Source organism: Pandoraea sp. NE5 (assembly GCF_024363545.1).
GTDB lineage: Bacteria > Pseudomonadota > Gammaproteobacteria > Burkholderiales > Burkholderiaceae > Pandoraea > Pandoraea cepalis.
On sequence record NZ_AP025517.1, the window covers coordinates 2,939,246 to 2,965,253 of the forward strand.

Genomic DNA, 26,008 nt, shown 5'->3' on the forward strand with positions numbered 1-26,008 from the left:
ATCAGTTAAAATGCATGTTTTTTCCACCATTTATTCCGGATTCTCATGGCTTCCGTCGTACGTCTTTCCGATTTGATCGCCCAGGGTCGCCTGGCAGGCAAACGTGTCTTCATCCGCGCCGATATGAACGTGCCGCAAGACGATGCGGGCCGCATCACGGAAGACACGCGTATCCGCGCCTCGGTGCCGGCCATCCAGATGGCGCTCGACGCCGGTGCGGCCGTCATGGTCACGTCGCATCTGGGCCGTCCGACGGAAGGCGAATTCAAGCCCGCCGACTCACTGGCACCGGTTGCGCAACGCCTGTCCGAACTGCTGGGCCGCGAGGTGAAGCTGATCGCCAACTGGGTCGACGGCGGTTTTGAGGTGGCGCCGGGCACGGTCGTGCTGCTGGAGAACTGCCGCGTCAACAAGGGCGAGAAGAAGGACAACGACGAACTGGCGCGAAAGATGGCCGCGCTGTGCGACGTGTACGTGAACGACGCGTTCGGCACCGCCCACCGCGCCGAAGCCACGACGCACGGCATCGCCAAGTATGCGCCGGTCGCCTGTGCTGGCCCGCTGCTCGCCGCCGAACTCGAAGCGCTCGGCAAGGCGCTGAACGCCCCGGCTCGCCCGCTCGTGGCCATCGTAGCCGGCTCCAAGGTCTCGACCAAGCTCACCATTCTGCAGTCGCTCGCTGACAAGGTCGACCATCTGATCGTGGGCGGCGGCATTGCCAACACGTTCATGCTGGCCGCCGGCCTGCCGATCGGCAAGTCGCTCGCCGAAGCCGATCTGGTCGGGCAGGCCCGTTCGATCATCGACGCGATGGCCGCGCGTGGGGCCTCGGTGCCGATCCCGACGGACGTCGTATGCGCCAAGGAATTCAGCGCGACGGCTGAGGCGACGGTGAAGGCCGCCAGCGATGTGGCCGCCGACGACATGATTCTCGACATCGGTCCGCAAACGGCTGCCAAGCTGGCCGAGCAACTGGCGGGCGCGGGCACGATCGTGTGGAACGGCCCGGTGGGCGTGTTCGAATTCGATCAGTTCGGGCACGGCACCGAGACGCTGGCGCGCGCGATTGCGGCCGCCAAGGGCTTCTCGATCGCCGGGGGCGGCGATACGCTCGCCGCCATCGCCAAGTACGGTATTGCCGACCAGGTCAGCTATATTTCGACCGGTGGCGGCGCGTTCCTCGAATTCCTCGAAGGCAAGACACTGCCGGCCGTCGACGTGCTGCAACAACGCGCCAGCGAGCTCAACTGATCGCGCGGCGCCAGGTGGAGCGGGGCTCGCAGGCCGGTTTTCCGGTCGAAGGCGGGCACGAATGGGGCGGTTTCGATCGGTTTATTGCGAACATCTAAGATCGAATCAAACGATTTCGTACGGACAATACGAACTTTTTGGTTAACCTGTGGCGGCCTAAATGCGCTACAAATCGCTAAGCGCCAGACATGTCGAATGCGCTGTTACCCAAAGAGGATGAAGAGATGGATGTAATGAACCGCTCCACCAAGATCGTCGCCACCATCGGTCCGGCATCGAGCACGCCGGAAGTGCTCTCGCGCATGATCGCCGCCGGCGTCGATGTCGTTCGCCTGAATTTCTCGCACGGCAAGGCGCAGGACCACATCGAGCGCGCCGAGATGGTGCGCGCGGCCGCCAAGGCGGCTGGCCGCGAAGTGGCCATCATGGCCGACCTCCAGGGTCCGAAGATTCGCGTCGGCAAGTTCGAGAACGGCAAGGCCACGCTCGAGGCGGGCGCGAAGTTCATCCTGGACGCCGCCTGCGAAGTCGGTAACGAAGAGCGCGTCGGGCTCGACTACAAGGAACTGCCACGCGACGTGCGCACGGGCGACGTGCTGCTGCTCAACGACGGCCTGATCGTGCTGATCGTCGATCGCGTGCTCGGCAGCGAGATCCATACGACCGTGAAGGTCGGTGGCGATCTGTCGAACAACAAGGGTATCAACCGCCAGGGCGGTGGGCTGACGGCACCGGCGCTCACGGCCAAGGACATGGAAGACATCAAGACCGCGATGGCGCTGGGCGCCGATTATGTCGCGGTCTCCTTCCCGAAGAACGCCACCGACATGGAAATGGCGCGCCGTCTGGCCAACGTGGCCGGCGAGCCTTACGGCATCAAGCCGCTGATGATCGCCAAGATCGAGCGCGCAGAAGCCATTCCGGCGCTCGAAGAGATTCTGGCGGCGTCGGACTGCATCATGGTTGCACGGGGCGATCTGGCCATCGAAGTGGGCAACGCCGCGGTGCCGGGGCTGCAGAAGCGCATGATCAAGCTTGCGCGCGAGATGAACAAGACCACCATCACGGCCACGCAGATGATGGAGTCGATGATCCACAACCCGGTGCCGACCCGCGCCGAAGTCTCGGACGTCGCCAACGCCGTGCTCGATGGTACCGACGCCGTGATGCTCTCGGCCGAGAGCGCCGCGGGCAAGTATCCGGTCGAAACCATCGAGACGATGGCGGCGATCTGCGTCGAAGCCGAGCGCTCGGAGATGGTGGAACTCGATCGCGACTGGCTCGATCAGACTTTTACGCGCATCGACCAAACGATTGCGGCCGGCGCCTTGTTTACCGCGTATCATCTTGGCGCGAAAGCCATCGTGGCGCTGACCGAATCGGGCGCGACCGCGTTGTGGCTGTCTCGCCACAAGATCCATGTGCCGATTTTTGCGCTGACGTCACAGCTCGGCAGCCATCGCAAGCTGGCGCTGTACCGCAACGTCTACGCGATGCGTGCCGACGCCACGCTCGACCGCGATCACGCGCTCAAGCAGGCCGAGCAACTGCTGCTCTCGCGCGGCGTGGTCAAGCGCGGCGACACGATCGTGTTGACCGTGGGCGAGCCGATGGGACAACCCGGTGGTACCAATACGTTGAAAATCGTCCAGGTGGGCCAGGCATGACGAAGGGGGCCGCGCGAGTGCGGCAAGGCGCAAACGCCACGCCGCCCGCGAGCCGTCGTCATGAGGGGCACTTCTGGATCGAGGAAAGATTTGCTTAGTTTTGTGATTCCAAGGAGAACATCATGCCCCTAGTCTCTATGCGACAGCTGCTCGACCATGCCGCCGAAAACGGCTACGGTCTGCCGGCCTTCAACGTCAACAATCTGGAGCAGGTTTCCGCCATCATGGCCGCCGCCGACGAAGTCGGTGCGCCGGTCATCATGCAGGCCTCCGCCGGTGCTCGCAAGTACGCCGGCGAAGCGTTCCTGCGTCACCTGATCTCGGCCGCCGTGGAAGCGTATCCGCACATCCCGGTGGTGATGCACCAGGATCACGGCCAGTCGCCGGCCGTGTGTATGGCCGCGATCAAGAGCGGCTTCTCGAGCGTGATGATGGACGGCTCGCTCGAAGCCGACGGCAAATCGGTTGCCAGCTACGAGTACAACGTCGAAGTGTCGAAGAAGGTGGTCGAGTTCTCGCACTACATCGGCGTGACGGTGGAAGCCGAGCTGGGCGTGCTGGGTTCGCTCGAAACGATGAAGGGCGACAAGGAAGACGGCCACGGCGCCGACGGCACGATGACCCGCGAGCAACTGCTGACCGACCCCGATCAGGCCGCCGACTTCGTGAACCAGACGCAATGCGACGCGTTGGCCATCGCCATCGGCACCTCGCACGGCGCCTACAAGTTCAGTCGCAAGCCGACGGGCGACATTCTCGCCATCGACCGCATCAAGGAAATCCACCGCCGCATTCCGAACACCCACCTCGTGATGCACGGCTCGTCGTCGGTGCCGCAGGAACTGCTCGCCGAGATCCGTGAATTCGGCGGCGACATGAAGGAAACGTACGGCGTGCCGGTCGAAGAGATCGTCGAAGGCATCAAGCACGGCGTGCGCAAGATCAACATCGATACCGACATCCGTTTGGCGATGACCGGCGCGATCCGTCGCTATCTGTTCGAAAACCCGAGCAAGTTCGACCCGCGCGACTACCTCAAGCCGGCTCGCGAAGCCGCCAAGCTGGTGTGCAAGGCGCGCTATCTGTCGTTCGGTTGCGAAGGTCAGGCCGGCAAGATCAAGCCGGTCGCGCTCGAGAAGATGGCCGAGAAGTACAAGAGCGGCGATCTCTCGCAGATCGTGAAGTAAGCACCTGTATCACGGCCATGCGGGGGTTCTCCCGCATGGCTTGCTGCCCGGCCGGGGCGGCGTGGCGCCGACGAGGCAATCCGCTCGAAGGCACACGACGCTCAGGTCGCAGGCCCGGCTTTGGCCAGCACACGCTGGAACAGAAGCCGGGCTTTTTCTTTTGGCATCTGCAATTGAAACTTGCCGCCCAACTCCGAGCGGATCGTGGCGGTCAGCATTTCCACGCCGTCGACGATCAGCGTCATCGGTTCGTTCATATGCTGACGCGAGAAATCACGCATCCGTGCGGTGGCGCTGTCGCGCAGGCTCATCGTGACGACGACCTCGATATCGGCGGGGGCGACGCCGTCTTGCGCCGGGAACTGCAAACCCAACTGTTCGATATCGCGCGCGGCAAACAGGGCGAAACGCGCAATGCCGTCGTCGTTTTCCGGCGTGGCGATCGCCACCAGCCTGGGTAGCGTGGGCCGCTCGGTGGTGTCGGCGGTGGCCGTCGTGCTCGACGTTCCGGATGCCGCGCGCGCCCCACTGGCCCGATGGGCGGGCGCGTGCGCATGGGCCCCGGCAGACGGCGGCGCGGCCGCGTGCGGCGCCGCCGTCTGCGCCCGCACGGGCAGGCTCGCCAGCGCCAGCACGGCGGCGAGGGTTGCGACGCATTGCCCTGCACGGGTTGGCCAGACAACTCCGGGTGTCGATGTGATCGTCATGGCAGCGCCTTGGTTCAGGTGAACGCTTTCATTCTAGGCAACATCCGGCGCGCAGGCAGGCGGGGAAGGCGCCCGCATTGCGACGGTGCAAAACGACAGCGATACGCCGATTCCTGAAGTCCGGTGTGACATCGCGTGGCAGTCTCCGGTGCCCCCCGCCAATCCGCCCATGCCAATGATGGGCCAGCCGGAGATATCGATGCCATTGAATCGCCTTCCCAAGACCGTCGCCTGGTGCCTGGGGCTATCCAGTTCCGAGGAGGCGTCTCGGCCGCCGTCGCGGCGTTCGTCCATGGCGAGGACGATGACCTCCGCCGCGAATCGGGCAGCGTCCTCGCGCGCGCCGCAACGCGGCGCCGATGTGACCGGCGAGGTCCATGCCGCCACACCTGATCCGGTACCCGGGCCGTCGGTGCGCACGACATCCATGCGATCGATGGCCGCCGACTGGCAGGCTCGCCTGACGCCAACGGTTGACACGCCCGCGCCGATCGCGCTCTGGGAGGCGGATGACCCGGCGCCCGAGTGGGCGAGCGGGGAAGGGGCGGACCCGTGGGTCGAGGCCTATGGCGTGAATACGTCGACGCTCATCCGTGTGGACGGCAAATGTACGCGCTTCGGCCTGATCGAATTGGGCGGGCATCAATTCATCGTGGGTCCGACCGCGACGCCGGCAGAGGCCTCGGTGCTCACCCGCATGCTCAAGACCCATCCGCAGATCGGCGCGATCTTCTGCGTCGAGCCGGGCGCCATGCAGCTTCGTGACGCGCCGATCGACACGACGAGTGCCCCGGGTTACCACGAGCGCCCGATCGACGGATACATCCTGAGCGTGATGCACGGCGCGCGAGGCGCACGCGGGTCTGCTGCGCCGCAAGCGTCGCCCGTCGGCCTCGACGGCGGACTGTCGCATGTGCAGTTCATGGAGTTCACGGGCATGGAGCGATTCGACGCACAGATTCCCCGCGAGGTGCTATGGCGTGCCGGTCGGGGCGTGGCAACGTTCATGCGAGAGAACCCAGGCAAGATCGCGCTCGTGTGCTCGGAGCGTGGCATTGCGCGTCCAAGCGCCGTGGCGGCCAGCGCGGCGTTGCAACTCCGGTGCGGAGACGCGCACGTGCGTAACAATCTGGCCGCACAAGTGATCGCGCAGCGTTCGGAGGCGAGCGACCATCATATAAACGTCGCCTCGCGCAGCTTCGATCTCATGGCGGAATTTGCCCGATTGCTCGATATGCTGCGCAGCCCGGGGCGAGGGGAGCCGCGCTGGGAGCGCAAAGTGCATCTGCTTCGGCAGCGACTGCCGGAACTGACCGCCGCGCGCGGTGCGACCATCGACTGGCAGACCGACGCCGGGCGTCGCCGTGCAGCCGATATTCTGGAAGCGAACTTCGACCGCGTCGCCCCGCTGCTTGCCTCGGGCGGCTTGCCGGCCGGCACGGCGCTGCTCTGGCTGCGAGACGAAATCCATGCCCTGAGCGGTGTGCGATTCCTGAGCCCTAGCTATGTCGACGGGCACATCGACCGGATCTCTCAAGACGATATCGACCCGGACAGCCCGGACGCCGTGCGCCTGGTGTCGTTCGACGATTACGGGCTGACGTGCGACAACAAGTATTACGAAGCCTCGTCGGTGGCCGGCTGGTATCGGGCATGCCTGCGTCAAGACGGCTATTTGACGAACCCGATCTCGCGGGTGCCGGTGGTCGCGTTGCTGATCCATGAGGCGGAAAAAGCGCGGCTGGAACTTCGGTTCCGCCACCCGCAGGGGTAAGGAGGAGCGCGTCGGGGGGAGCCGGCGCGGGGCATTGAAGCGAGGGTGAAGGGGCCCGGCGCCACGCCGGACCCACATCTTCGTGAAACGCCGCCCGACGCGCGTATAATTACGCCTTTGCCCTTCCTGATATCGGGTCCCGCCGTGACTACCCCCGCTCCGAACGCCCTGTACGAATCCTCCCTCAAGAGCCTGCCGCTGCTCTCGCGCGGCAAAGTGCGCGACAACTACGCCGTCGGCGACGACAAGCTGCTGATCGTGACGACGGACCGCCTCTCGGCGTTCGACGTGATCATGGGCGAGCCGATTCCGGGCAAGGGCCGCGTGCTCAACCAGATGGCCAACTTCTGGTTCGACAAGCTCGCGCATGTCGTGCCGAATCACCTGACGGGCGTGGCGCCGGAGTCGGTCGTTTCAAGCGACGAAGCCGCTCAGGTCGCCGGCCGTGCGGTCGTGGTCAAGCGCCTCAAGCCGATCCTCGTGGAAGCGGTGGTGCGCGGCTATCTGGCCGGCAGTGGCTGGAAGGACTATCAGGCAACGGGCGCAGTGTGCGGCGTAACGCTGCCCGCCGGTCTGCAAAATGCGCAGCAACTGCCCGAGCCGATCTTCACCCCGGCGGCCAAGGCCGAGCTGGGCGAGCACGACGAGAACATCAGCTTCGACGAGATGGTGAGTCGTATCGGTCGTGAACTGGCCGAGCAGATTCGCGAGATCTCGATTCGTCTGTACAAGGAAGCGGCGGCCTATGCGGCCACGCGCGGCATCATCATCGCCGACACGAAGTTCGAATTCGGTCTGGACGACGAGGGCAAGCTGCACTTGATGGACGAAGCGCTGACGGCCGATTCGTCGCGCTTCTGGCCGGCCGATTCCTACGTCGTGGGCAGCAACCCGCCGTCGTTCGACAAGCAATTCGTGCGCGACTGGCTCGAGACGCAGACGTGGGGCAAGACCCCGCCCGCCCCGAAGCTGCCCGACGAAGTGGTCGAGAAAACGGCCGCCAAATACCGCGAGGCGCTCGAGCGCCTGACCGGCCAGCAACTGGCCTGAGCGGGACGTTGACGACATGAGCGAGAAACAAACCGTGGCCCCGCGCGTTGGCGTGGTAATGGGGTCCAACTCGGACTGGGAAGTGATGAAGAACGCGGCCGCCGTGCTGGCCGAGTTCGGTGTGCCCTATGAGGCACAGGTCGTCTCCGCGCACCGTATGCCGGACGACATGTTCCGCTACGCCGAAGCCGCGCGCGAGCGCGGACTCGTCGCGATCATCGCGGGCGCGGGCGGTGCCGCGCATCTTCCGGGCATGATCGCTGCCAAGACGTCCGTGCCGGTGCTGGGTGTGCCGGTGCCGAGCAAGTATCTGCGCGGCGAAGATTCGCTGCTCTCGATCGTGCAGATGCCCAAGGGCGTGCCCGTCGCCACGTTCGCCATTGGTGAGGCGGGCGCGGCCAACGCGGCATTGTTTGCGGTTGCGATGTTGGCGGCCGACGACAAGACGCTCGCCGGCAAGCTCGACGCGTTCCGTGCGAAGCAGACCGAAGTGGCGCGCGGCATGACCCTGCCCGCGCTGTAAAAGAACAACACGTCCCTGCGACTGTCAGCGCCTCAACCAAGATGAATTCTGCCTCTGCTGCGCCCGTTCTTCCCGGCCAATGGCTGGGTATGCTGGGCGGTGGCCAACTCGGCCGCATGTTCTGTTTTGCCGCCCAGTCGATGGGCTACAAGGTCTGCGTGCTGGACCCGGACCCGCGCTGTCCCGCCGGTGCCGTGGCCGATCGCCTGATCGTGGCCGATTATCGCGATGAGACGGCGCTCGCCGAACTGGCGTCGCTGTGCCCGGCGGTGTCGACCGAGTTCGAAAACGTGCCGGCGCAGTCGCTCGACTTCCTCGCCGCGTCCACGACCGTGAGCCCCGCCGGGCGCTGTGTCGCGATCGCGCAGGACCGGGTGGCGGAAAAGCGCTTCATCGAAAGCTGCGGCGTGCCCGTGGCCCCGCATCTGGTCATCGAATCGAACGAGGCGCTCGCGGCCATCGGCGACGCGGCCATCGAACGTGTGCTGCCGGGCATTTTGAAGACGGCGCGTCTGGGCTATGACGGCAAGGGCCAGGTGCGCGTGAGTACGGTTGCCGAGGCCCGCGACGCTTATACGGCGCTCGGCGGCGTGCCCTGCGTGCTGGAGAAGCGTCTCGCGCTGGCCTTCGAGGTGTCGGTGCTAAGCGCCCGTGGTGCGGACGGCGCGGTCGCGACCTATCCGCTCGCCCAGAACGTGCACATCGACGGCATTCTCGCGACCACGACGGTGCCTGCGCCCGACGCCGCGCCGGCGCTGGCCGATGCCGCACGCGCCGCGGCCGCCAGGATCGCGGCGCAAATGGATTACGTCGGCGTGCTGTGCGTCGAGTTCTTCATTCTCAAGGACGGCTCGCTCGTCGCCAACGAAATGGCGCCGCGTCCGCACAACAGCGGTCATTACACAATCGACGCCTGTGCGGCCAGCCAGTTCGAGCAGCAGGTGCGTGCGATGGCCGGGCTGCCGCTCGGCGAGACGCGTCAGCACTCGCCCGCAGTGATGCTCAACGTGCTTGGCGACGTCTGGTTCGAAGGCGAGGCCAAGGATCGGCCGCGCCCGCCCGCGTGGGCGGACGTGGTGGCGCTGCCCTCGGCACGCCTGCATCTGTATGGCAAGGAAGACGCCCGTGTCGGTCGCAAGATGGGCCACATCACGTTTGCCGGCGCGTCGCTGGACGAAGCGCGCAAAGCGTGCGTGACGGCGGCGGCAAGCCTCGACATCCCGCTGGAAGACTGAGCGATGACGTCGCCTCAAGCGCCGCACATCGTCATGCCACCCGCAGACGCGATCACGAAGGCCGCCGAGCAACTGGCGGCCGGTGAGCTGGTCGCGTTCCCAACGGAAACGGTCTACGGTCTTGGCGGCGACGCGGAGAACCCGACGGCCATCGCGGCCATCTATGCCGCGAAAGGCCGCCCGGCGAATCATCCGGTCATCGTGCACATCGCCCCAGAGGGGGACCCCGGCTACTGGAGCGACGATGTCACGCCGGCCGCCCGCAAGCTGATGGATGCCTTCTGGCCCGGCCCGCTCACATTGATTCTCAAGCGCGCGCCGCATATCCCCGATGCCGTCTCCGGCGGGCAGGATTCGGTGGGGCTGCGTTGCCCGTCGCATCCCGTGGCGCAGGCACTGCTGCGCGAGTTTGCCCGGATCAAGGGCGGAAGCGGGGGACAAGGCGGTGTGGCTGCCCCTTCGGCCAATCGTTTCGGACAAGTCAGTCCGACGGCGGCGCAGCACGTGCGCGATGAGTTCGCCGGACTGCCGGGCGCGACCATCCACGTGCTCGACGGCGGCGAGGCCGCCGTGGGGATCGAGTCGACGATCGTGGATCTGTCGCGCGGCTTCCCCGCGTTGCTGCGCCCCGGACATATCACGCCCGAGCAGATTGCCGAGGTGCTCGGCGAGATGCCGCGTCTGCCAGGGCAGGACACCGACGCGCCGCGGGCCTCGGGCACGCTCAAGGCGCATTACGCACCGCGCACACCGTTGTACCTGTGCGATGCCGATCAATTCGCGCCCGCGCTGGCGATGCGTCCCGGGGGCGAGCGCGTGGCGGTGGCGGCCTTCGCATCAACGCTTGCCAAGCTGCCCGCCGACGCGTCGGCGTCGGCCGATATCGTGAAGGTCGTGCTACCGGCCACGCCCGCCGCGCTCGCGACCGACCTTTACGCGATGCTGCGCCGGCTCGACCGCGCCAATGTCACGCATATCCTGTTCGAGCGTCTGCCGGACACCCCGGCATGGGCGGCGGTCGGTGACCGCCTGGGCCGCGCAGCAGCGGCATTCGAGCGCGCATAACGCGCAGTGGCGGGCTGGCGAGGCGATCGCGCCTCGTCAACGATCAAGGCGTGTGGCGCGACGCCCCAACGTCCCCAACATTTCCCATATTTCCCGATAATCCGCCGGCCGATGGCGTGACCGTCTGTCCTGCCGCGACTTGTGCCGCCTGCCACGCGCGTCGCCACTCGGGCGGCCCGAACAGCGCCATTGCCTTGTTGCGCCAACCCGGCATCGTGAGCGCGTCGCGCGCCATCGCCTGCCATTCGTGAAATGTCAGCGTGATCGGATTGTGCGTGCGGATCGGATCGACGATGCCGAATTCGCACGGCTCGGCCTCGCTTTCTTCCACGTAAGACCCGAATATCCGATCCCAGACGACCAGTACCCCGGCATAGTTGCGATCGATATAGCGCGGATTGCGCGCGTGATGGGCACGGTGAATCGACGGCGTATTCAGCACGTATTCCAGCCAGCCCAGTTTCGGAATCGCCTGGGTGTGTACGAAGAACTGGAACGCGAGGTTGAGCAGGACCACGCCGACGATCTGTATCGGTGTGAAGCCGATAAGCGCCATCGGCGTCCAGAACAGCCACATGCCCGCGACCGGATACATCAGGCTTTGCCGAAAGGCCGTCGACAGGTTGAGCCGCTCCGACGAGTGGTGCACGACATGTGCCGCCCACAGCCAGCGGATTCGGTGACTGGCGCGATGAAACACGTAGTAGAGAAAGTCCTGCACGACGAAGAGCAGCGCGAAGCCGAGCCATCCGCCCGGCATCGTATAGAGGCGGTGATGGTCGTAGAGCCACGCGTAAAACGGCACGATGAGCAGCCAGGCCAGTTTGTCCGCGCCCTGGTGCATGAGCGCGAGCGTGGCGTTGCTGACCGTGTCCTTCAGGCTGTACATGCCGGGGCGGCGGCGCCGCCAGTACCAGGCTTCGATGCCGATGCACAGCACGAACACCGGCGCGAGCGCCAGCAGGATCAACTCGACGTTCATGACCTCGCGTCTCCTCACGATGGGGTCATCGGAACCGGTGCCCCGGCGTCTTGGCGACGGTGGCACCGATGGAACGTCTATTCTGACGCGAATGGCACGCGACAGCGCGGCGGTTAGAGGGAAACGTCAAATGTGCTCAGGCGAGTCGCCTTTTCAGACGGTGCGCCGCTTCCCCATCAAGGCGCGTTCTCATACACCCACGAAATGAGCGCGTCGTTGAACCCGCGGGCCTGGCTCGCCCGCGGATCGTTCACGAGCGAGACCACCACGTAGATGTTGCCGGAGCGCGAGCCGACATAGCCGGCCACGGCCCCCACATCGTCGAGCGTGCCGGTCTTGATGTGCGCGTTGCCGGCGACGTCGCGATTCATCAGCCGATTGCGCATGGTGCCGTCGACGCCGACCGTCGGCATCGATTCGATGAGCACCTGGGCGGTCGGACTGTTGATGCCGTGTTGCAGCAGACTGGCCAACTCGGTCGCGCTGATACGTTCGATGCGCGACAGACCCGAGCCGTTCTCCACCACGAGCCCCGGCATGGCGAGATCATTTTTGTCGAGCCAGCGGTTCAATACGTCGCGCGAGCGCGTCAGGCTGGCCGGCGTGCGGTTGTTGTCGGCGGCGAGACCCAGCGTCAGAAACAGTTGCCGGGCCATCACGTTATTGCTGAACTTGTTCATGTCGTGCACGACTTCGGCGAGCGTTTGGCCGCGATGCGTGACGAGCAGGTGAGCGCCCGGCGGCACGACGCCCGTACGCACATTGCCGTTGAACTGTCCGCCCGAGGCTTGCCACAGCGCGCGGAAGCCTCCCAGGAAGAATTGATCGCGATCGGGGGCGGCCACGTTCCAGCCCTTGTCCTCGCACGAGGCCGGATACGTGCCCGAGAAGTGCGCGACGTAACTGCCGTCGGCCATCGCGTTCAGCGTGGGGTGAATGCGGGCGAGCCAGTCGCCGCAGTGGCCGGAGCCGGTCGACGACAGGTTGTTTGCCACTTGCAGGTTCGCCAGCGGCGGCAGCACGCCGACCTCGACGGTGCCGTTCGGATTGCCGGTGAAGCTGAACGAAACCGCCTTGAACGAGTACAGCAGGGGATCCGGTGCGACGTTGTACGGCCGGTCGTCACCGCCATCGATGGCACCGGTGTCGCCGATGTCTGCGCTGTAGGCGGAGCGGTCGAGCACGATGTCGCCGTTGATGTTCGTCACCCCGGCGTGGTGCAACTCGGCGACGAACTTCTCCATCTCCTCGGGCACGAGCTTCGGGTCGCCCGAGCCCTTGAAATACAGATTGCCGTTGAGCGTGCGGCCGTCGGATGTGCCGTCGGTGAAGGCTTGCGTGCGCCAGCGATAGTCGGGGCCGAGCGTGTCGAGCGCCGCAATCGTCGTGACGAGCTTCATCGTCGAGGCCGGGTTGCGCGGCACGTTGGCATTGACGGCAAGCAGCGGCGGCCCGATGCGGCCCCGCGTTTGCAGCGGGTTGTCGACCTTCGCGACGATCACGCTCACATGGGCGGCGGGGACCTTGCTGGCTGCGAGCGCGCGCGCCAATTCGGGCGGCAGCGGCGTGGCGCGCGCGGCGCTTGCCGGTACCCTGGGCATCTTCGCGTGCTTGAGCGGCTTCGCCTCGACCGGGCTGCTCACGACCATCGCGAGTGCCAGCGCCGCGCAACACGCGCGAGCGACGTTGCTCATGACGCGGCCCGATGGCGGCGAGTGAAGGGGGCTGCGCAGTGAGCCCGAAAGGTCGGGGGAGCGAGAGGCGCTGCGAAGCAGGCGAGGAACGCGCATGACGGGCGAGGGTCTCCAGTGTTGCGCGCAGCGAAACCGTACGGCCTGAATGCACGACGGGCACAGGCAAGGCGATGCGGACGCGGCGGCGAAGCGATAAGCGGGTTGCGGGGCCGCGACGTGCGTCTGCCATGCGCGGCCCATGCGTGCCATTGTAAGGCGGTCATGCAACGAACTGTCGCTACAATGGGTCGAATTCCGGCGAGTGTCACGTCAAGGCAACATCAAGCAAGCGCAAACAACGTTGCGTCGGCCGCCAGTGACACGCCCGGAGAGAATCTCAACCGGTGCTCAAGCCATGCGAATTTTGTTGGTGGAAGACGATGCGATGATTGCTACGGCCGTCATGAAAGGACTGCGCCAGGACGGCTGGACCGTCGATCATGTCGGCGACGGTCAGCGTGCGCTCGACGTGCTCTCGCTCGAGTCGTACGACGCGCTGCTGCTCGACCTGGGCTTGCCTCGCCGCGACGGTATCGACGTGCTGCGCACGTTGCGCGCGCGCGGCCAGACGTTGCCGGTGCTCATCGCCACGGCGCGCGATGCGGTGGCCGACCGAGTGAAAGGACTCGACGCCGGCGCCGACGATTACCTTGTCAAGCCGTTCGATCTCGACGAGCTGGCGGCGCGGTTGCGTGCGCTGGTGCGACGTCAGGCGGGGCGCAGCGAGCCGTTGCTGCGTCATGGCGGTATCGTGCTCGACCCCGCGACGCGTCAGGTCACGTGCGGCGGCGCGCCGGTGGGGCTCTCCGCACGAGAGTATGCCGTGCTCGAAGCGTTGCTCAATCGGCCGGGCGCGGTGCTGTCGAAGGCGCAACTGGAAGAGCGCATTTATGGCTGGGGAGAAGAAGTGGCGAGCAACGCGGTGGAAGTTCACATCCACGGGCTGCGCAAGAAGCTGGGCGCGGACGCCATTCGTACGGTGCGTGGCGTCGGTTACATGATGCCCGCGCAAACCGGTGAGACGCCGCCTGCCGCCGGCATGACGGCACCGGAGGCGAACTGATGCGCTCGATTCGCCGTCGTCTCCTTTTCGGATTGCTGATCACGCTCGCGGTGGCGCTGCTGCTCGCGGGCATCGCCATCTTCCGCCAGTCGCGCACGGAGGCCAACGCGCTGTTCGATTTCCAGTTGCAGCAAATGGCCCTGTCGCTGCCGGCCGAGCCGTTCTCGAGCGTGCCGGGCGCACACAACGAGTCAGGCGGACTCGTCATCCAGATTTGGAGCCGCAATGGCGTGGAGTTGTACTACTCGCACCCGAGCACGCCGTTGCCGCCGCGCGCGGAACTCGGTTTCACGACCGTGCAGACGCCCGAAGGCGACTGGCGCGTCTATGCGGCGCTCGTGGGCGACAACGTTGTGCAGCTCGCGCAGCCGATGGTCATTCGCGATTCGCTCGCGGTCTCGATGGCGGTGCGCACGCTGTTGCCGCTGGTGGTTGCGATGCCGGTGCTCGCCTTGCTCGTCTGGATCGTGGTGGGGCGCGGCTTGCAGCCGCTGCGTCGCGTGACGAAGGCGCTCGACACGCGTGCGCCGGGGGCGTTGGATGCCTTGCCCGAGGTCGGCTTGCCCGACGAGGTGCGTCCGCTCGTGCGCGCGCTCAATAGTCTGCTCGGCAGACTCGGCGCGTCGCTCGCACAGCAAAAGGCCTTCGTGGCCGACGCCGCGCACGAATTGCGCACGCCGCTCGCCGCGCTGCAACTGCAAGTTCAACTGCTTGACCGTGCCCACACCGACGCGGAGCGGGCCGAGGCGATGCGGGATCTGCGCGACGGCGTGCGACGCGCTTCGCACATGGTGGCCCAATTGCTCACGCTCGCGCGACAGGAGCCGGACGCCGCGCGTGCGGCCGCGGCATTCGTCGAGGTGCCGCTGGCTCCGTTGCTGAGTGAGGTGGTGGCACATCATGCGGCATTGGCGGTGGCGCGAGGGATCGATCTCGGGCTGGACGCTCCCGACGCACTGGCGGCCGTCAGTCGCGTGCACGGCGATGCGAACGCATTGCACACGCTCTTCGGCAATCTGGTCGACAACGCGCTGAAATACACGCCGCGCGGCGGTCATGTCGACGTGCGGCTGGTGGCGGCAACGCCGGCACCGGTCGTGGAAATCGAAGACACTGGGCCGGGCATTGCGCCCACCGAGCGCGAGCGCGTGTTCGACCGGTTCTTCCGCGGCGGTGCGGCATCGGTGGAGGGGGCCGCGCCCGCCCATTCGACGCCGGCGAGCGACGCGACGCAAGACGATGCCGATACCCCGCGTGCGCAGGGCAGCGGCTTGGGGCTGGCGATTGTGCGCAACATCGCGCAGGCGCATGGCGCGCGCGTCGAGTTGTTCGATGCCGCCAACGGCCAGGGGCTTCGCGTTCGCGTGAGCTTCGGCGGCGCGACATCGGCGCCGCCGCCTGCGCTTTGATACGTCCGTCGCACGCGATGTCTCTGGCCCTCACCCCCGTGTCACGCTCGTGACCTTGTCATTGTCGATCGTGAGCGTGCGGCGATCCGGGCGGTAGTCGCGCGTCGTCGGCATGGCTCTGCCATCCTGCGTGCCGATGCGCCACGGGCAACCCTGTAGCATCGATTTGGCTTCGCTGAGCGACTTGCCGACGATGGCCTGATCGGCTGGCGCGTCCGGTGTGCAGGCACTGTTTTGGCTCGGCAGCGGCATCGCGTTCGGCATGGAATCGGCCGGGCCTTGTGTTCCCATCCCATCGCCATGGCCGCCGGGCGCGGCGTGCACCGATGCCGCGAAGGCGAGGCACAACGTAGCTCCGGCGCATCCCATCCAGCGAGCGGCGCGGCCATGTACGGACCGGCGATCAAGCGGCGTGTCGATCGTAGACATCATGATTCTCCTGTAGTCGAAGACTCGCGGCGCGGGATCGCGCCACTTCGCCACCGTAGTCAGCGGAACGCATCATGCGCAAGGCGAACCACGCGAGTTGTCCCTCCAAACGCTTGCTGCCGTAACGCATAGCACTCAGTGCAATGCCCGTTGGCAGCCGATGGGTCACTTTTCAGATCGTCTTAAGGTTGCCTTAAGGGAGCCTCTCTACCATCACAGTCATGTCAAACGTGGTGTCAGTCAGGAGAGACTCATGCGGACCTCGAAGCTCACTCGTACGCTGGTTGCCAGCGCTGTGCTCGTCGCGTTGACGGGCGGCTATGTTGCCGGACGTCAGCACTGGCAGGCGCCGCTTGCCTCGGCGATGGTCGCCGACGCCAATGCGGCCAACCCGGCGACGCCAGCCGCCAATGCACCGAACATCCCGAATACCGCGCCACGCATGCTCGTGCCGGACTTCTCGCAACTGGCGGAACAATACGGACCGGCCGTAGTCAACATTAGTGTGACGCACGATGGGAAACCTTCGGCGGGGGGCGGCGCCACGGCGATGCCGATGCCGCCGGGCATGGATCAGAACGATCCGCTGTTCCAGTTCTTCCGTCACTTTTACGGCGCGCCGGGCAACGACGGTGGCGACGGCAGTGGCGATGGTGGCAGCGCACCGACGCGCAGTCTCGGTTCGGGCTTCATCGTGAGCGCGGACGGCTACATCCTGACCAACGCGCACGTCGTGGACGATGCGAGTCAGGTCACGGTGAAGCTCACCGACAAGCGTGAATTCAAGGCGAAGGTCGTGGGCAGCGACAAGGCGAGCGACGTGGCTTTGCTCAAGATTGCCGCCACGAATCTGCCGACGGTGAAAATCGGCGATCCGTCGAAATCGAAAGCCGGTGAGTGGGTGGTGGCCATCGGGTCGCCGTACGGCTTCGACAACACCGTGACGGCGGGCATCGTGTCGGCAAAGGCGCGTGCGTTGCCGGATGAGAACTACACGCCGTTCATTCAGACGGACGTGCCGGTCAACCCGGGCAACTCGGGCGGACCGCTGTTCAACCTGAACGGCGAAGTCATTGGCATCAACTCGATGATCTATTCGCGTACCGGCGGCTTCCAGGGGCTGTCGTTTGCGATTCCGATCGACATGGCGATGAAGGTCAAGGCGCAGCTCCAGCAGTTTGGCAAGGTGAGCCGTGGCCGCATCGGCGTAACGATTCAGGAAGTGAACCAGTCGCTGGCGAAGTCGTTCGGCTTGCCCAAGCCCGAGGGGGCGCTGGTGTCGTCCATCGACAAGAATGGTCCGGCCGCGAAGTCGGACCTGAAGCCGGGCGACGTGATTCTGGCGGTCAACGGCACGACCATCGAGGACTCGGTGCAGTTGCCGGAGAAGATCGCCGATATGCGTCCGGGCGAGAAGGCGACGCTGACCGTCTGGCGCAATGGTGCGAAGCAGGACGTAAGCGTGACGGTGGCGGCGCTGAACGAGAAGAAGGACGTCGCGAGCACGGACGACTCGGCCACGCATGGCCGGCTGGGACTTGCGGTACGCGACCTCTCGCCGGACGAGAAGCGCGCGGCACAGGTGACGCACGGTTTGCTGGTGGCCCGTGTCGGCGGACCGGCCGAGCAGGCGGGCGTGCAGGCGGGCGACATCATCCTGTCGCTCAACGGCACGCCGGTGACGAGTGCGTCGCAACTGAGCGATAAGCTCAAGAAAGCGGGCAATAATGTCGCGTTGCTCGTACAACGCGACGGGCAACAGATTTTCATCCCGGTCGATCTCGGCTAAGCGCCGGGCGAGGCACTCGCGGGATGCCACGCACTACCTTGTGTGCCGGTGCTCGGCAGCGATGGCTTCACGGCTGCCGCGCCACCGGTGCGATCCTGCATCGTGATGTCATGAACGGGAGGTCGAACATGGGGCAACAATGGCAACGCTGGTCGATGGCAGCCGCGACGGCCGCAGCATTGGTCGGAGGGCTTGGCATATCGGTGGCGCATGCGCAGGGCGGCATGCTGCCGCCGTCGATGCAGCAGGGCGACGTGACCTACGTCTCGGGCGGTATCGACAGCGATCAATCGGGGGCCTTCAAGCGCGAAGCGTCTCACTGGCCGCTGTCCATCGAGATGGCGGCTCGCGGCGACGGCGCGAACGAGTACATCGCCGACGCCCAGGTGCAGATCATGCGCGGTAGCAAGACGGTACTCGATGCACGCGCGAAAGGGCCGTTCATGCTGGTGAAGCTGCCGCAAGGCAGTTACACCGTGAAGGCGACGTACGACGGCAAGCCGATGACTAAGAATGTGAAGGTGCCCGCGAAGGGGCATGCAGCGGTAACGTTTCTGTGGCCGCATGACTGATGTGCCGATCGGTCGTGTCGGGTAAAGCGTCACGGAAGACGAGGTAACCCAGGTAGTACTCCGTAGCAACGAGTGAGCGAGTTGCGCCGCCGAAAGGCGGCGTTTTTTTGTTCAATGGAGAGTGGAGGCGGGCGGTCAGCGCGGGGCACGCGTCGACGGTCAAACCATGCCGCGGCACACCGAGGCGTTGTCGACGATGGGCTCGTCGGTCGCGCGCACGGCGAACGTTTGTTTGACGGCGATGCCGTTTTTGATCGCTGTCATCTCGGCGAGAATGGCCACGGCGATCTCTGCCGGGGTGCGCGCACCCAGATGCATGCCGACCGGCCCGTGCAACCGTTCGATTTCCGCCGAACTCAGATCGAACAGCGACAGCCGTTCGCGGCGTCGCGCGTTGTTCACCCGCGAGCCGATGGCGCCGATGTAGAACGCCGGCGACTTGAGCGCTTCGAGCAACGCCATGTCGTCGAGCTTCGGGTCGTGCGTGAGCGTAAGAACAGCGCTGTGCGAGTCGAGTTGACGCTGCACGATGAGGTCGTCCGGCATCTCGCGAGAAAGTTCGGTGCCGGCCACGTGCCATTCGTCTGCGTATTCGCTGCGCGGGTCGCAAACGATCACGTGATAGTCGAGTGCGCACGCCATGCTCGCAACGTACTTCGAGAGTTGCCCGGCACCGATCACCACGAGCCGATGGCGCGGGCCGTGCGAGGTGATGAGGCGCACGCCGTCGAATTCGAGCGGCGGGGTATGGTGCCCGGGGGCGATGCGCACCGCACCGGAGGTCATGTCGAGTTCGCGCACGACGAGGCGGAATCGCGAGATGGCGTCGAGCAGTTCCGGAATGCGCGAGGCGTCGCGCACCGGCTCCAGCACCAGTTGCAAGGTGCCGCCGCAGGGCAGTCCGAAGCGATGCGCTTCCTCGGCCGTCACGCCGTAGCTGGTGAGTTGCGGGCGATCCTGAGGCCAGTCGCCATCGCGCAGCCGGGCGATCAGGTCGTCCTCGACGCAACCGCCCGACACGGAGCCGACCAAATGGCCATCCTCCCGAATCGCGAGCATCGAGCCCACCGGACGCGGGGCGGAGCCCCACGTGCGAACCACCGTGCCCAGCGTGACGAAAAAGCCCGCTCGGGTCCACTGTACGGCGGACTTCAGCACTTCCAGATCGACACTGTCCATCCCACGGTTCCTTGGTCAATACGCGAGCGGTAGCGCATCGGCCAAGGCATGGGCCGCCGTCATGTCACCGCTCGATGTGATGCGCCGAGTATAGCGCGCCTTGGCTTGCGCTGTATCCCACGGGATATTGCGCTTTGCCGTCCCTTTCCGTGACCTTGCGAAGCCTTCTGCAGTGCGCTGCGGACTGCGGGCGAGCGGTCGCGGCGGTGATCTGGCGCGGGGAACTCGTGTCACAATAGTTCGCAGGTCGAGATGACGTCGCGTGACCGACGAGCGACCGCATCACGTTTGGGGAGGGGGCAATGGAGCTACATGACAGACGGCAATTGCCGGTGGCGCGAGACCTCGCGTGGATCGCGCTGAACGACCCGGGCATCCTGCAAGGGTGCATCCCAGGCTGCGAGTCGATCGAGCGGCTCGACGACACGACGTGGACGATCGTCGTGAGCGTCGCGTCGGGTCCGTTGGGCGGTCGTTGGTCGGGCAGGATCACGGTGACGGACGTCACGGCGCCGACATCCTACACATTGAATGTCGACGCTCTGGGCTCGGCTGCCGGACACACACGAGGCAAGGCGACCATCACGTTGCAAGCGCAAGGACCGATGCACACATTACTGACGTATGACCTCACGACGCACCTGGGCGCCGAGTCAGCGCATCTGGACACGCCCCAGGCGCAGGTGGCCGCCCGCAAGCTCGTTGACGAATGCCTCGCGCGGCTGACGGCGGCCATTGCCCCGCATGCCGCAACGTATCCCCCGACTGCCGCCGACGGCGAAGTGGCCGCCGCACTCGCCACCGATGCCGCGCTGCGCGATATGCTGGCCACGCGCGGCAGGCTGGCACGCTGGTGGCCGTGGGCCGTGGCGGCGCTCATTCTGATCGTCGTCTTCCTGTGGGGCGGCCATGCCAGTTGAGCGTCGTCGAGGCAAAGTGGATGTCGCGCCCGCCGGGGGCTCGCCCGCGCGCAGGCGGCGGGCGACGGCTGCGGCGCTGGAGGCACTGGAAGCCGTGGGGAAAGTGCCGGCGCCGGCCGGCGAGGCGGGCTACGACGTGCGCGTGCGCGTGCGTGATGGCGATACGCCAGTGTTCGGGCCCGGGCGCCTGGCGTTGCTGCGGGCCATCGAAGCGACGGGGTCGATTTCCGCCGCCGCACGCCGCATGGGCATGTCGTACCGGCGTGCGTGGCTGCTCGTCGAAGCGATGAATCACGAATTCCGGGAGCCTCTCGTCACCCGACATATTGGCGGTGTGGCCGGGGGCGGCGCGCAGCTCACGCCGTTCGCGCAGAACCTCGCGGCGCACTACGACACGCTCATCAATGAGATCCGTCTGCTGCTCGACGCCCACGTGCCGACGTTCGACGCGTATCTCAGAAGCGGCACGGCGGATGACCCAGAGACCGAATCGGTACCGTCGCATCGCCCTTGATGCCCGGACTCGCCGAGTATCACGAAAACGTTATTTCTCCGTGAGGACTTCGTCACCGTCTTGAAGTGACACTGGCTCCATCGACGCAAACCCAGCGATGGAGGTCTCCATGTCACCCTTGACGAAATCCGTGCCGCCCGCCGCACTGCCCCCCGTGCGAACCGGTCCGGTCCAGCCGGGTTGGCTGCGCGTCACCCATTGGCTGAATGCGTTGGCCGTCCTCGCGATGGTCACGAGCGGCTGGCGGATCTACAACGCGTCGCCGATCTTCGGCTTTCGTTTTCCCAACGAACTCACGCTGGGCGGCTGGCTGGGCGGTGCGCTGCGGTGGCATTTTGCCGCGATGTGGCTGCTGGCGGCCAACGGGCTCGTCTATCTGCTCTTCAATGTGTCGAGCGGACGCCTGTCGCGTCGCTTCTTTCCGTTGACGTTGCGCGGTGTGGTGCGCGACGCGTTCGCCGCACTGCGTGGCCGACTCGCCCACGACGATCCCCATCAGTACAACCAGGTTCAACGTATCGCGTATCTGTTCGCGGTGCTCGACCTCGTGTTGCTCGTGGCGTCGGGACTCGCGATCTGGAAGCCTGTGCAGCTTGGCTGGCTCTGCGCGCTGTTTGGCGGATTCCAGGGGGCGCGCTGGGTGCATTTTCTCGCGATGACGGGCCTGGTGGCATTCGTCGCGATTCATGTCGTGATGGTCGCGCTGGTGCCGCGCACGTTGCGCACGATGATTACCGGACGCTGAGTTCGCCGACGACAAGACACGGAGCTGCCATGACCCTCGATCGAAAGCCCAGCCACCTGCCTGCCGACGCACCGGTCGTGCGCGACGGCGAAGCGATTCTCCATGAGGCGCGTGCGTTGATGACGCGCCGCGTGGCCGAGCCCTCGCGCCGCGCGTTTCTGACGCGTACGCTGTCGCTCGGTGGCGTGGCGCTGCTCTCGGGCTGTTCGCTGGACGACAACGCGGGTGTCTCGTCGGCGCTCGACACGATCTCGCGATGGAACGATCGTGTGCAGGCCGCCTTGTTTCGTCAGAATGTATTGGCGCCAACGTTCCCGGCGTCGCGCATCACGCGACCGTTCCCATTCAACGCGTTCTATTCGATGGACGAAGCGCCCGTCGTCGAGGAAAGCGATTACCAACTGGAGTTGTCCGGTCTCATCGCGGACAAGGCCCCTTGGCCGCTTGACGCCTTGCGCCGTTTCGCCGCCCCGCGCGCGGCCGAACAAATCACGCGTCACGTGTGCGTGGAGGGCTGGAGCGCCATTGGCCGCTGGGGCGGGGTGACGTTCGCCGACTTTCTGCGTCGTATCGGTGCGGACACCACGGCACGCTACGTCGGCTTCAAATGCGCCGACGACTACTACACGAGCATCGATATGCCGACGGCGCTGCATCCGCAGACGCTGCTCGCGCTGACCTATGACGGCCAGACGCTACCCAGGGAATACGGCTTTCCGATGAAGCTGCGGATTCCCACGAAGCTCGGCTACAAGAATCCCAAGCATATCCGCGCGATTTTCGTGACCAACACGTATCCGGGCGGGTATTGGGAGGACCAGGGCTACAACTGGTTCGGCGGCAGTTGACGCAACCGCTCGACTGCATGATTGACGGGGCATTTGCGTGACGCTCCGGCAAGGCTCACTCACTCTTTGAGGACTACGGCAATGAAAATGCGATATCTGGCGGTCATGACGATGGGATTGGCACTCGGCACCGGCGCCGCGTTCGCGCAGGACGCGATGAGCAAAGGCGATGCGATGTCCAAGGGCGGCGCGATGAGCAAAGGCGATGCGATGAGCAAAGGCGACGCCATGAGCAAGGACATGGACAAGAGCGGGAAGATGTCCAAGGGCGACGCAATGGGCAAGCACGACGCCATGTCGAAGGGCGGTGCGATGAGCAAATCCGATGCCATGGGGAAGAAGGAAAAAGGCGACGCGATGGGCAAGACCCAGTAAGCCAACTGGCGTAGCACGACAAGCCGACAAGGCGTCGCCCCGAATGTACGTGGCGACGCCTTGCGTCGTTTTGGGGCGACGATTGCGTCGCGTCATTGCCCCAAGCTTGGGTGCATCAGCGCGTCAGGGCGACTGATTTGATGAGCAGGTACACCTCGCGGCCCGGCGCCAGATGCAATTGGTCGGCAGAGAAGCGTGTGATGCGGGCGCGCAGCACGGTCCCGGCCTTGTCGCCGAGCAGTGTGGCGCCGACTTCCACCGAATCGCCCAGGTCGCGCAGCGTCGCCACGCGTGCGGCCAGCACGTTCAGCACGCTGATGTCGAGCGGCGGCGACGTGGCGATGGCGACGTCGCGCTCGCGCACGAGAATCCGGCAGGCGTCGCCCGCCTCGCCGCTGGCGCGCGGAACACGCAGCCGAACCGTGTCGCTGCCGTTCACGGCCAGCTCGGTCAGGCCGTAGCGGGCATCATGCGCGACGATGCGTGTCTCCAGCACGGTACCCGGGGACTCCGCGGTGCTGTCGAGCGCGTCGCGATGCAGATTGAGCACGTCGGCCGGCGCCCCTTGAGAGATCGTGCGGCCGTCCTTGAACAACACGACCTGATCGGCCAGTCGCATCACTTCGTCGAGCGAATGCGTGACGTAGAGCACCGGCAGCGCCAACTCGTGACGGATGCGATTGAGGTAGTCGAGCACTTCGAGACGCCGCGCGTGGTCGAGCGAGGCGAGTGGCTCATCCATGAGCAGCAGGCGCGGGCACGACAACAGCGCACGGCCAATCCCCACACGCTGCTTCTCGCCACCGGAGAGCGCGCCCGGGCGACGGCCCAGCAAGTGCCCCAGATTCAGCACGTCGACCACGTGTGCAAGCGCAATCGCACCGGTACCGGCGGCGGCGATATCGCGGCGTCGCATCCAGCGGCCGAACAGCAGATTCTGACGCACGGTCAGATGCGGCAACAGGCGCGCGTCCTGAAACACGTAGCCGATGCGCCGGCGCCATGTCGGCAGCGCGACGTCTGCGCTGCTGTCGAACAAGATGTCGTTGCCGACGACGATGCGACCGGCATCGGGCTTGAGCAGGCCGGACACGGCATTGACGACCGTGCTCTTGCCGCTGCCCGATGGCCCGAACAGCGCCGTCACGCCCATGCCCGCGGCGAACTCGGCATCGAGCGAGAAATCGCCGAAGCGATGCTGGAGTCGCACTTCAACCGTCATGACCGAGCGCCTTGCGGTGGCCGAAGCGGATCAGCACCTCGGAGCCGATCAGTGTGGCGACCGCCAGCACGACCGAGATAGCGCACAGGCGCCAGACCATGGCGTCGCCGTCGGGCACCTGCGTGGCCGTGTAGATCGCCAGCGGCAGCGTCTGCGTTTGTCCGGGAATGTTCGAGACGAACGTGATCGTTGCGCCGAACTCGCCCAGTGCGCGCGCGAACGCGAGCACGAAGCCGTGCAATGCGCCGGTCGCGGTGAGCGGCAAGGTCACCGTCAGAAAGGTGAGCCAGGGGCCTGCGCCAAGCGTCTGTGCTGCCTGTTCGAGTTTTGTGTCGGCCGCGTCGAGCGCTTGTCGGATGGCGCGCACGAGCAGCGGGAATCCCATCACGCCCGCGGCCAGCGCCGCGCCTGTCCAGCGAAACGCGAAGGTGAAATGAAACCATTCGTGCAGCAGCTTGCCGATGGCGCCCTGTGTGCCGAACAGCACGAGCAGCGCGAAGCCGACGACCACCGGCGGCAGCACGAGCGGCAAATGCAGCAGGGCATCGAGCAGCGCTTTGCCGGGGAACTGCCGGCGTGCGAGCAGCCAGGCAGCCGCGTAGGCGAGGGGCAGGCTGCACAGCGTGCCCCACAGGCCGACGCGCAGGCTCAGTTCAACGATGCCCCATTCTTGCGGGGTGAGGTTCATGAAGGATGGGCGGGCGAATTCACGGGCGGGTGAAGCCGAAGCGCTGGAACGTGGCCTGGGCGGCCGGCGTTTGCAGGAATCGGTAGAACGGATCCGCGTCGGCGCGGTTGGCCTGCTTCGTCACCGCCACCGGGTAGACGATCGGGGCATGGCTGTCGGGCGGGAACGTGCCGGCGATGCGCACGCGCTTCTCGGCGTTGGCGTCGGTCTTGTAGACGATGCCGTAGGGCGCTTCGCCACGTGCGACCAGCAACAGCGCGTTACGCACGTTGTCGGCGGCCGCGACCTTGCCTTGCACCTTCGGCCAGAGCCCGAGCTTCTCGAGTGCAGCCTTGCCATAGAGACCCGCCGGTACGTGCGCGGGGTCGCCCATCGCGAGCTTGCCGCTGCCGAGCCTGGTGTCGAGGTCGGTGGCGCCCGGCGTCAGATCGACGTTGCCCGTGGTCGCGGCCGGGGCGATCAGCACGAGCGCGTTGCCGAGCAAGTCGTGACGCGTGCTCGTGTCGATCAGATCGTGCTTCTGCGCGTAGTCCATCCAGTCCTGGTCGGCCGAAATGAATACATCGGCAGGGGCGCCTTTCTCGATTTGACGAGCCAACGTCGAGCTGGCGCCGTAGACGAGCACCGGTGTCTTGCCGGTTTCCTTTGTGTAGGCAGCCGAGACATCGTCGAGCGCGTTTTTCATACTGGCGGCAGCATACACTTGCTGAGCCGCCGCGTGGCCGGCAAACAACAGGCTTGCGCCAACGATGGCGACGCCCAGTGCGCGGTGCAACATCGTGGCGGCTTTGTACGGAGCGTGGGACTTGCGGCGAGCGATTACGACAGTAACGACAGCTTTCACGAACGTGGTCTCCAGCTTAGGTTGGCTCGGCTGACTCGGTATTCGGCGAATGTCGCCGTGAGCCGGCTCATGAATGCAGTCCGGCAGCGAGGCCGGACCACTGGTCGCGCAAGGTGCGCAACGCGTTATGTAGGATTATATATAACGCTGCGACGCTGTACAGGTATACGCCGTATCACGGTGCTCAGATGACACTCGTAGGGCGCGCGAGAGACCTTTGGGGCGGGCAAAAGGCAC

General features: G+C 65.7%; 25 protein-coding genes. 17 read left to right on the top strand and 8 right to left on the bottom strand.

Going from position 1 to position 26,008, the window contains the following annotated elements; translation table 11 throughout:
• Window positions 1-45 precede the first annotated feature (45 nt).
• From PanNE5_RS13440 to fba, 3 genes are all read left to right on the top strand, one after another.
• Complete coding sequence (locus PanNE5_RS13440) at window positions 46-1,251, top strand: phosphoglycerate kinase (RefSeq protein WP_017231599.1); 1,206 nt, start codon at window positions 46-48, stop codon at window positions 1,249-1,251.
• Between the two features lie 233 nt (window positions 1,252-1,484).
• Complete coding sequence (gene pyk / locus PanNE5_RS13445; RefSeq protein WP_150563483.1) at window positions 1,485-2,918, top strand: pyruvate kinase; 1,434 nt, start codon at window positions 1,485-1,487, stop codon at window positions 2,916-2,918.
• A gap of 122 nt (window positions 2,919-3,040) precedes the next feature.
• Window positions 3,041-4,105 carry a class II fructose-bisphosphate aldolase gene (gene fba / locus PanNE5_RS13450; RefSeq protein WP_026131529.1) on the top strand — a complete coding sequence of 355 codons (1,065 nt, stop codon included), beginning with the start codon at window positions 3,041-3,043 and terminating at the stop codon, window positions 4,103-4,105.
• A 101-nt stretch (window positions 4,106-4,206) separates the two neighbouring features.
• Here the strand turns inward: fba and PanNE5_RS13455 are convergent, their stop codons facing one another.
• Window positions 4,207-4,740 (bottom strand): hypothetical protein, encoded by a 534-nt coding sequence (locus PanNE5_RS13455; RefSeq protein ID WP_261938143.1) that lies wholly within the window; start codon window positions 4,738-4,740, stop codon window positions 4,207-4,209.
• A gap of 376 nt (window positions 4,741-5,116) precedes the next feature.
• Here PanNE5_RS13455 and PanNE5_RS13460 point away from each other — a divergent pair, with 376 nt between their 5' ends.
• From PanNE5_RS13460 to PanNE5_RS13480, 5 genes are all read left to right on the top strand, one after another.
• Window positions 5,117-6,586: a hypothetical protein gene (locus PanNE5_RS13460; RefSeq protein ID WP_157211328.1), complete on the top strand. Its 1,470-nt coding sequence runs from the start codon at window positions 5,117-5,119 to the stop codon at window positions 6,584-6,586.
• A gap of 144 nt (window positions 6,587-6,730) precedes the next feature.
• Window positions 6,731-7,636, top strand: coding sequence for a phosphoribosylaminoimidazolesuccinocarboxamide synthase (locus PanNE5_RS13465; protein WP_017231847.1), 906 nt, complete (start codon window positions 6,731-6,733; stop codon window positions 7,634-7,636).
• 16 nt (window positions 7,637-7,652) lie between these two features.
• Window positions 7,653-8,159: a 5-(carboxyamino)imidazole ribonucleotide mutase gene (gene purE / locus PanNE5_RS13470; protein WP_026131577.1), complete on the top strand. Its 507-nt coding sequence runs from the start codon at window positions 7,653-7,655 to the stop codon at window positions 8,157-8,159.
• A 41-nt stretch (window positions 8,160-8,200) separates the two neighbouring features.
• Window positions 8,201-9,394 carry a 5-(carboxyamino)imidazole ribonucleotide synthase gene (locus PanNE5_RS13475; protein WP_026131576.1) on the top strand — a complete coding sequence of 398 codons (1,194 nt, stop codon included), beginning with the start codon at window positions 8,201-8,203 and terminating at the stop codon, window positions 9,392-9,394.
• A 3-nt stretch (window positions 9,395-9,397) separates the two neighbouring features.
• Window positions 9,398-10,459 carry an L-threonylcarbamoyladenylate synthase gene (locus PanNE5_RS13480; RefSeq protein ID WP_261938144.1) on the top strand — a complete coding sequence of 354 codons (1,062 nt, stop codon included), beginning with the start codon at window positions 9,398-9,400 and terminating at the stop codon, window positions 10,457-10,459.
• A 43-nt stretch (window positions 10,460-10,502) separates the two neighbouring features.
• Here PanNE5_RS13480 and PanNE5_RS13485 read toward each other — a convergent pair whose 3' ends face one another.
• Complete coding sequence (locus PanNE5_RS13485) at window positions 10,503-11,441, bottom strand: sterol desaturase family protein (protein ID WP_261938145.1); 939 nt, start codon at window positions 11,439-11,441, stop codon at window positions 10,503-10,505.
• A 176-nt stretch (window positions 11,442-11,617) separates the two neighbouring features.
• Window positions 11,618-13,135 (bottom strand): D-alanyl-D-alanine carboxypeptidase/D-alanyl-D-alanine-endopeptidase, encoded by a 1,518-nt coding sequence (gene dacB / locus PanNE5_RS13490; protein WP_261938146.1) that lies wholly within the window; start codon window positions 13,133-13,135, stop codon window positions 11,618-11,620.
• Between the two features lie 394 nt (window positions 13,136-13,529).
• Here dacB and PanNE5_RS13495 point away from each other — a divergent pair, with 394 nt between their 5' ends.
• Both PanNE5_RS13495 and PanNE5_RS13500 read left to right on the top strand, forming a co-directional pair.
• Window positions 13,530-14,237 carry a response regulator transcription factor gene (locus PanNE5_RS13495; protein ID WP_017231841.1) on the top strand — a complete coding sequence of 236 codons (708 nt, stop codon included), beginning with the start codon at window positions 13,530-13,532 and terminating at the stop codon, window positions 14,235-14,237.
• On the top strand, window positions 14,237-15,646 hold the full coding sequence (locus PanNE5_RS13500) for an ATP-binding protein (RefSeq protein WP_017231840.1): 1,410 nt from the start codon (window positions 14,237-14,239) through the stop codon (window positions 15,644-15,646). Before PanNE5_RS13495 ends, PanNE5_RS13500 begins: the two co-directional genes overlap by 1 nt.
• Window positions 15,647-15,676: 30 nt before the next feature.
• Here the strand turns inward: PanNE5_RS13500 and PanNE5_RS13505 are convergent, their stop codons facing one another.
• Window positions 15,677-16,078, bottom strand: coding sequence for a hypothetical protein (locus tag PanNE5_RS13505; protein WP_157211327.1), 402 nt, complete (start codon window positions 16,076-16,078; stop codon window positions 15,677-15,679).
• A gap of 250 nt (window positions 16,079-16,328) precedes the next feature.
• Between PanNE5_RS13505 and PanNE5_RS13510 the strand changes: the two genes are divergently transcribed.
• Complete coding sequence (locus PanNE5_RS13510; protein WP_261938147.1) at window positions 16,329-17,864, top strand: DegQ family serine endoprotease; 1,536 nt, start codon at window positions 16,329-16,331, stop codon at window positions 17,862-17,864.
• 128 nt (window positions 17,865-17,992) lie between these two features.
• Entirely contained in the window at window positions 17,993-18,436 is a 444-nt protein-coding gene (locus tag PanNE5_RS13515) for a carboxypeptidase regulatory-like domain-containing protein (RefSeq protein WP_017231837.1), read from the top strand.
• 159 nt (window positions 18,437-18,595) lie between these two features.
• On the opposite strand, the gene PanNE5_RS13520 is transcribed toward PanNE5_RS13515, so the two are convergent.
• Window positions 18,596-19,615, bottom strand: coding sequence for an XdhC family protein (locus PanNE5_RS13520; protein ID WP_150563473.1), 1,020 nt, complete (start codon window positions 19,613-19,615; stop codon window positions 18,596-18,598).
• Window positions 19,616-19,917: 302 nt separating this feature from the next.
• On the opposite strand from PanNE5_RS13520, the gene PanNE5_RS13525 reads away from it, so the two are divergent.
• The 5 genes from PanNE5_RS13525 (at window position 19,918) to PanNE5_RS13545 (ending at window position 23,017) form a co-directional block, all read left to right on the top strand.
• Entirely contained in the window at window positions 19,918-20,535 is a 618-nt protein-coding gene (locus PanNE5_RS13525; RefSeq protein ID WP_261938148.1) for a CoxG family protein, read from the top strand.
• Window positions 20,525-21,049, top strand: coding sequence for a winged helix-turn-helix domain-containing protein (locus tag PanNE5_RS22950; protein ID WP_315973434.1), 525 nt, complete (start codon window positions 20,525-20,527; stop codon window positions 21,047-21,049). Before PanNE5_RS13525 ends, PanNE5_RS22950 begins: the two co-directional genes overlap by 11 nt.
• Before the next feature lie 109 nt (window positions 21,050-21,158).
• Window positions 21,159-21,794, top strand: coding sequence for a cytochrome b/b6 domain-containing protein (locus PanNE5_RS13535; protein WP_261938149.1), 636 nt, complete (start codon window positions 21,159-21,161; stop codon window positions 21,792-21,794).
• 29 nt (window positions 21,795-21,823) lie between these two features.
• Complete coding sequence (locus PanNE5_RS13540; protein ID WP_017231647.1) at window positions 21,824-22,642, top strand: molybdopterin-dependent oxidoreductase; 819 nt, start codon at window positions 21,824-21,826, stop codon at window positions 22,640-22,642.
• Window positions 22,643-22,723: 81 nt separating this feature from the next.
• Window positions 22,724-23,017 (top strand): hypothetical protein, encoded by a 294-nt coding sequence (locus PanNE5_RS13545; RefSeq protein WP_017231648.1) that lies wholly within the window; start codon window positions 22,724-22,726, stop codon window positions 23,015-23,017.
• A 115-nt stretch (window positions 23,018-23,132) separates the two neighbouring features.
• Here PanNE5_RS13545 and modC read toward each other — a convergent pair whose 3' ends face one another.
• Genes modC through modA form a run of 3 tightly spaced genes read right to left on the bottom strand, consistent with a single transcriptional unit; the run spans window position 23,133 to window position 25,771 of the window.
• The gene (modC, locus tag PanNE5_RS13550) at window positions 23,133-24,239 is read right to left on the bottom strand and encodes a molybdenum ABC transporter ATP-binding protein (RefSeq protein ID WP_017231649.1); all 1,107 of its coding nucleotides are present in this window, start codon (window positions 24,237-24,239) and stop codon (window positions 23,133-23,135) included.
• Window positions 24,229-24,927: a molybdate ABC transporter permease subunit gene (modB, locus tag PanNE5_RS13555; protein ID WP_017231650.1), complete on the bottom strand. Its 699-nt coding sequence runs from the start codon at window positions 24,925-24,927 to the stop codon at window positions 24,229-24,231. Before modB ends, modC begins: the two co-directional genes overlap by 11 nt.
• A gap of 19 nt (window positions 24,928-24,946) precedes the next feature.
• The gene (gene modA / locus PanNE5_RS13560) at window positions 24,947-25,771 is read right to left on the bottom strand and encodes a molybdate ABC transporter substrate-binding protein (RefSeq protein ID WP_261938150.1); all 825 of its coding nucleotides are present in this window, start codon (window positions 25,769-25,771) and stop codon (window positions 24,947-24,949) included.
• Between the last annotated feature and the right edge of the window lie 237 nt (window positions 25,772-26,008).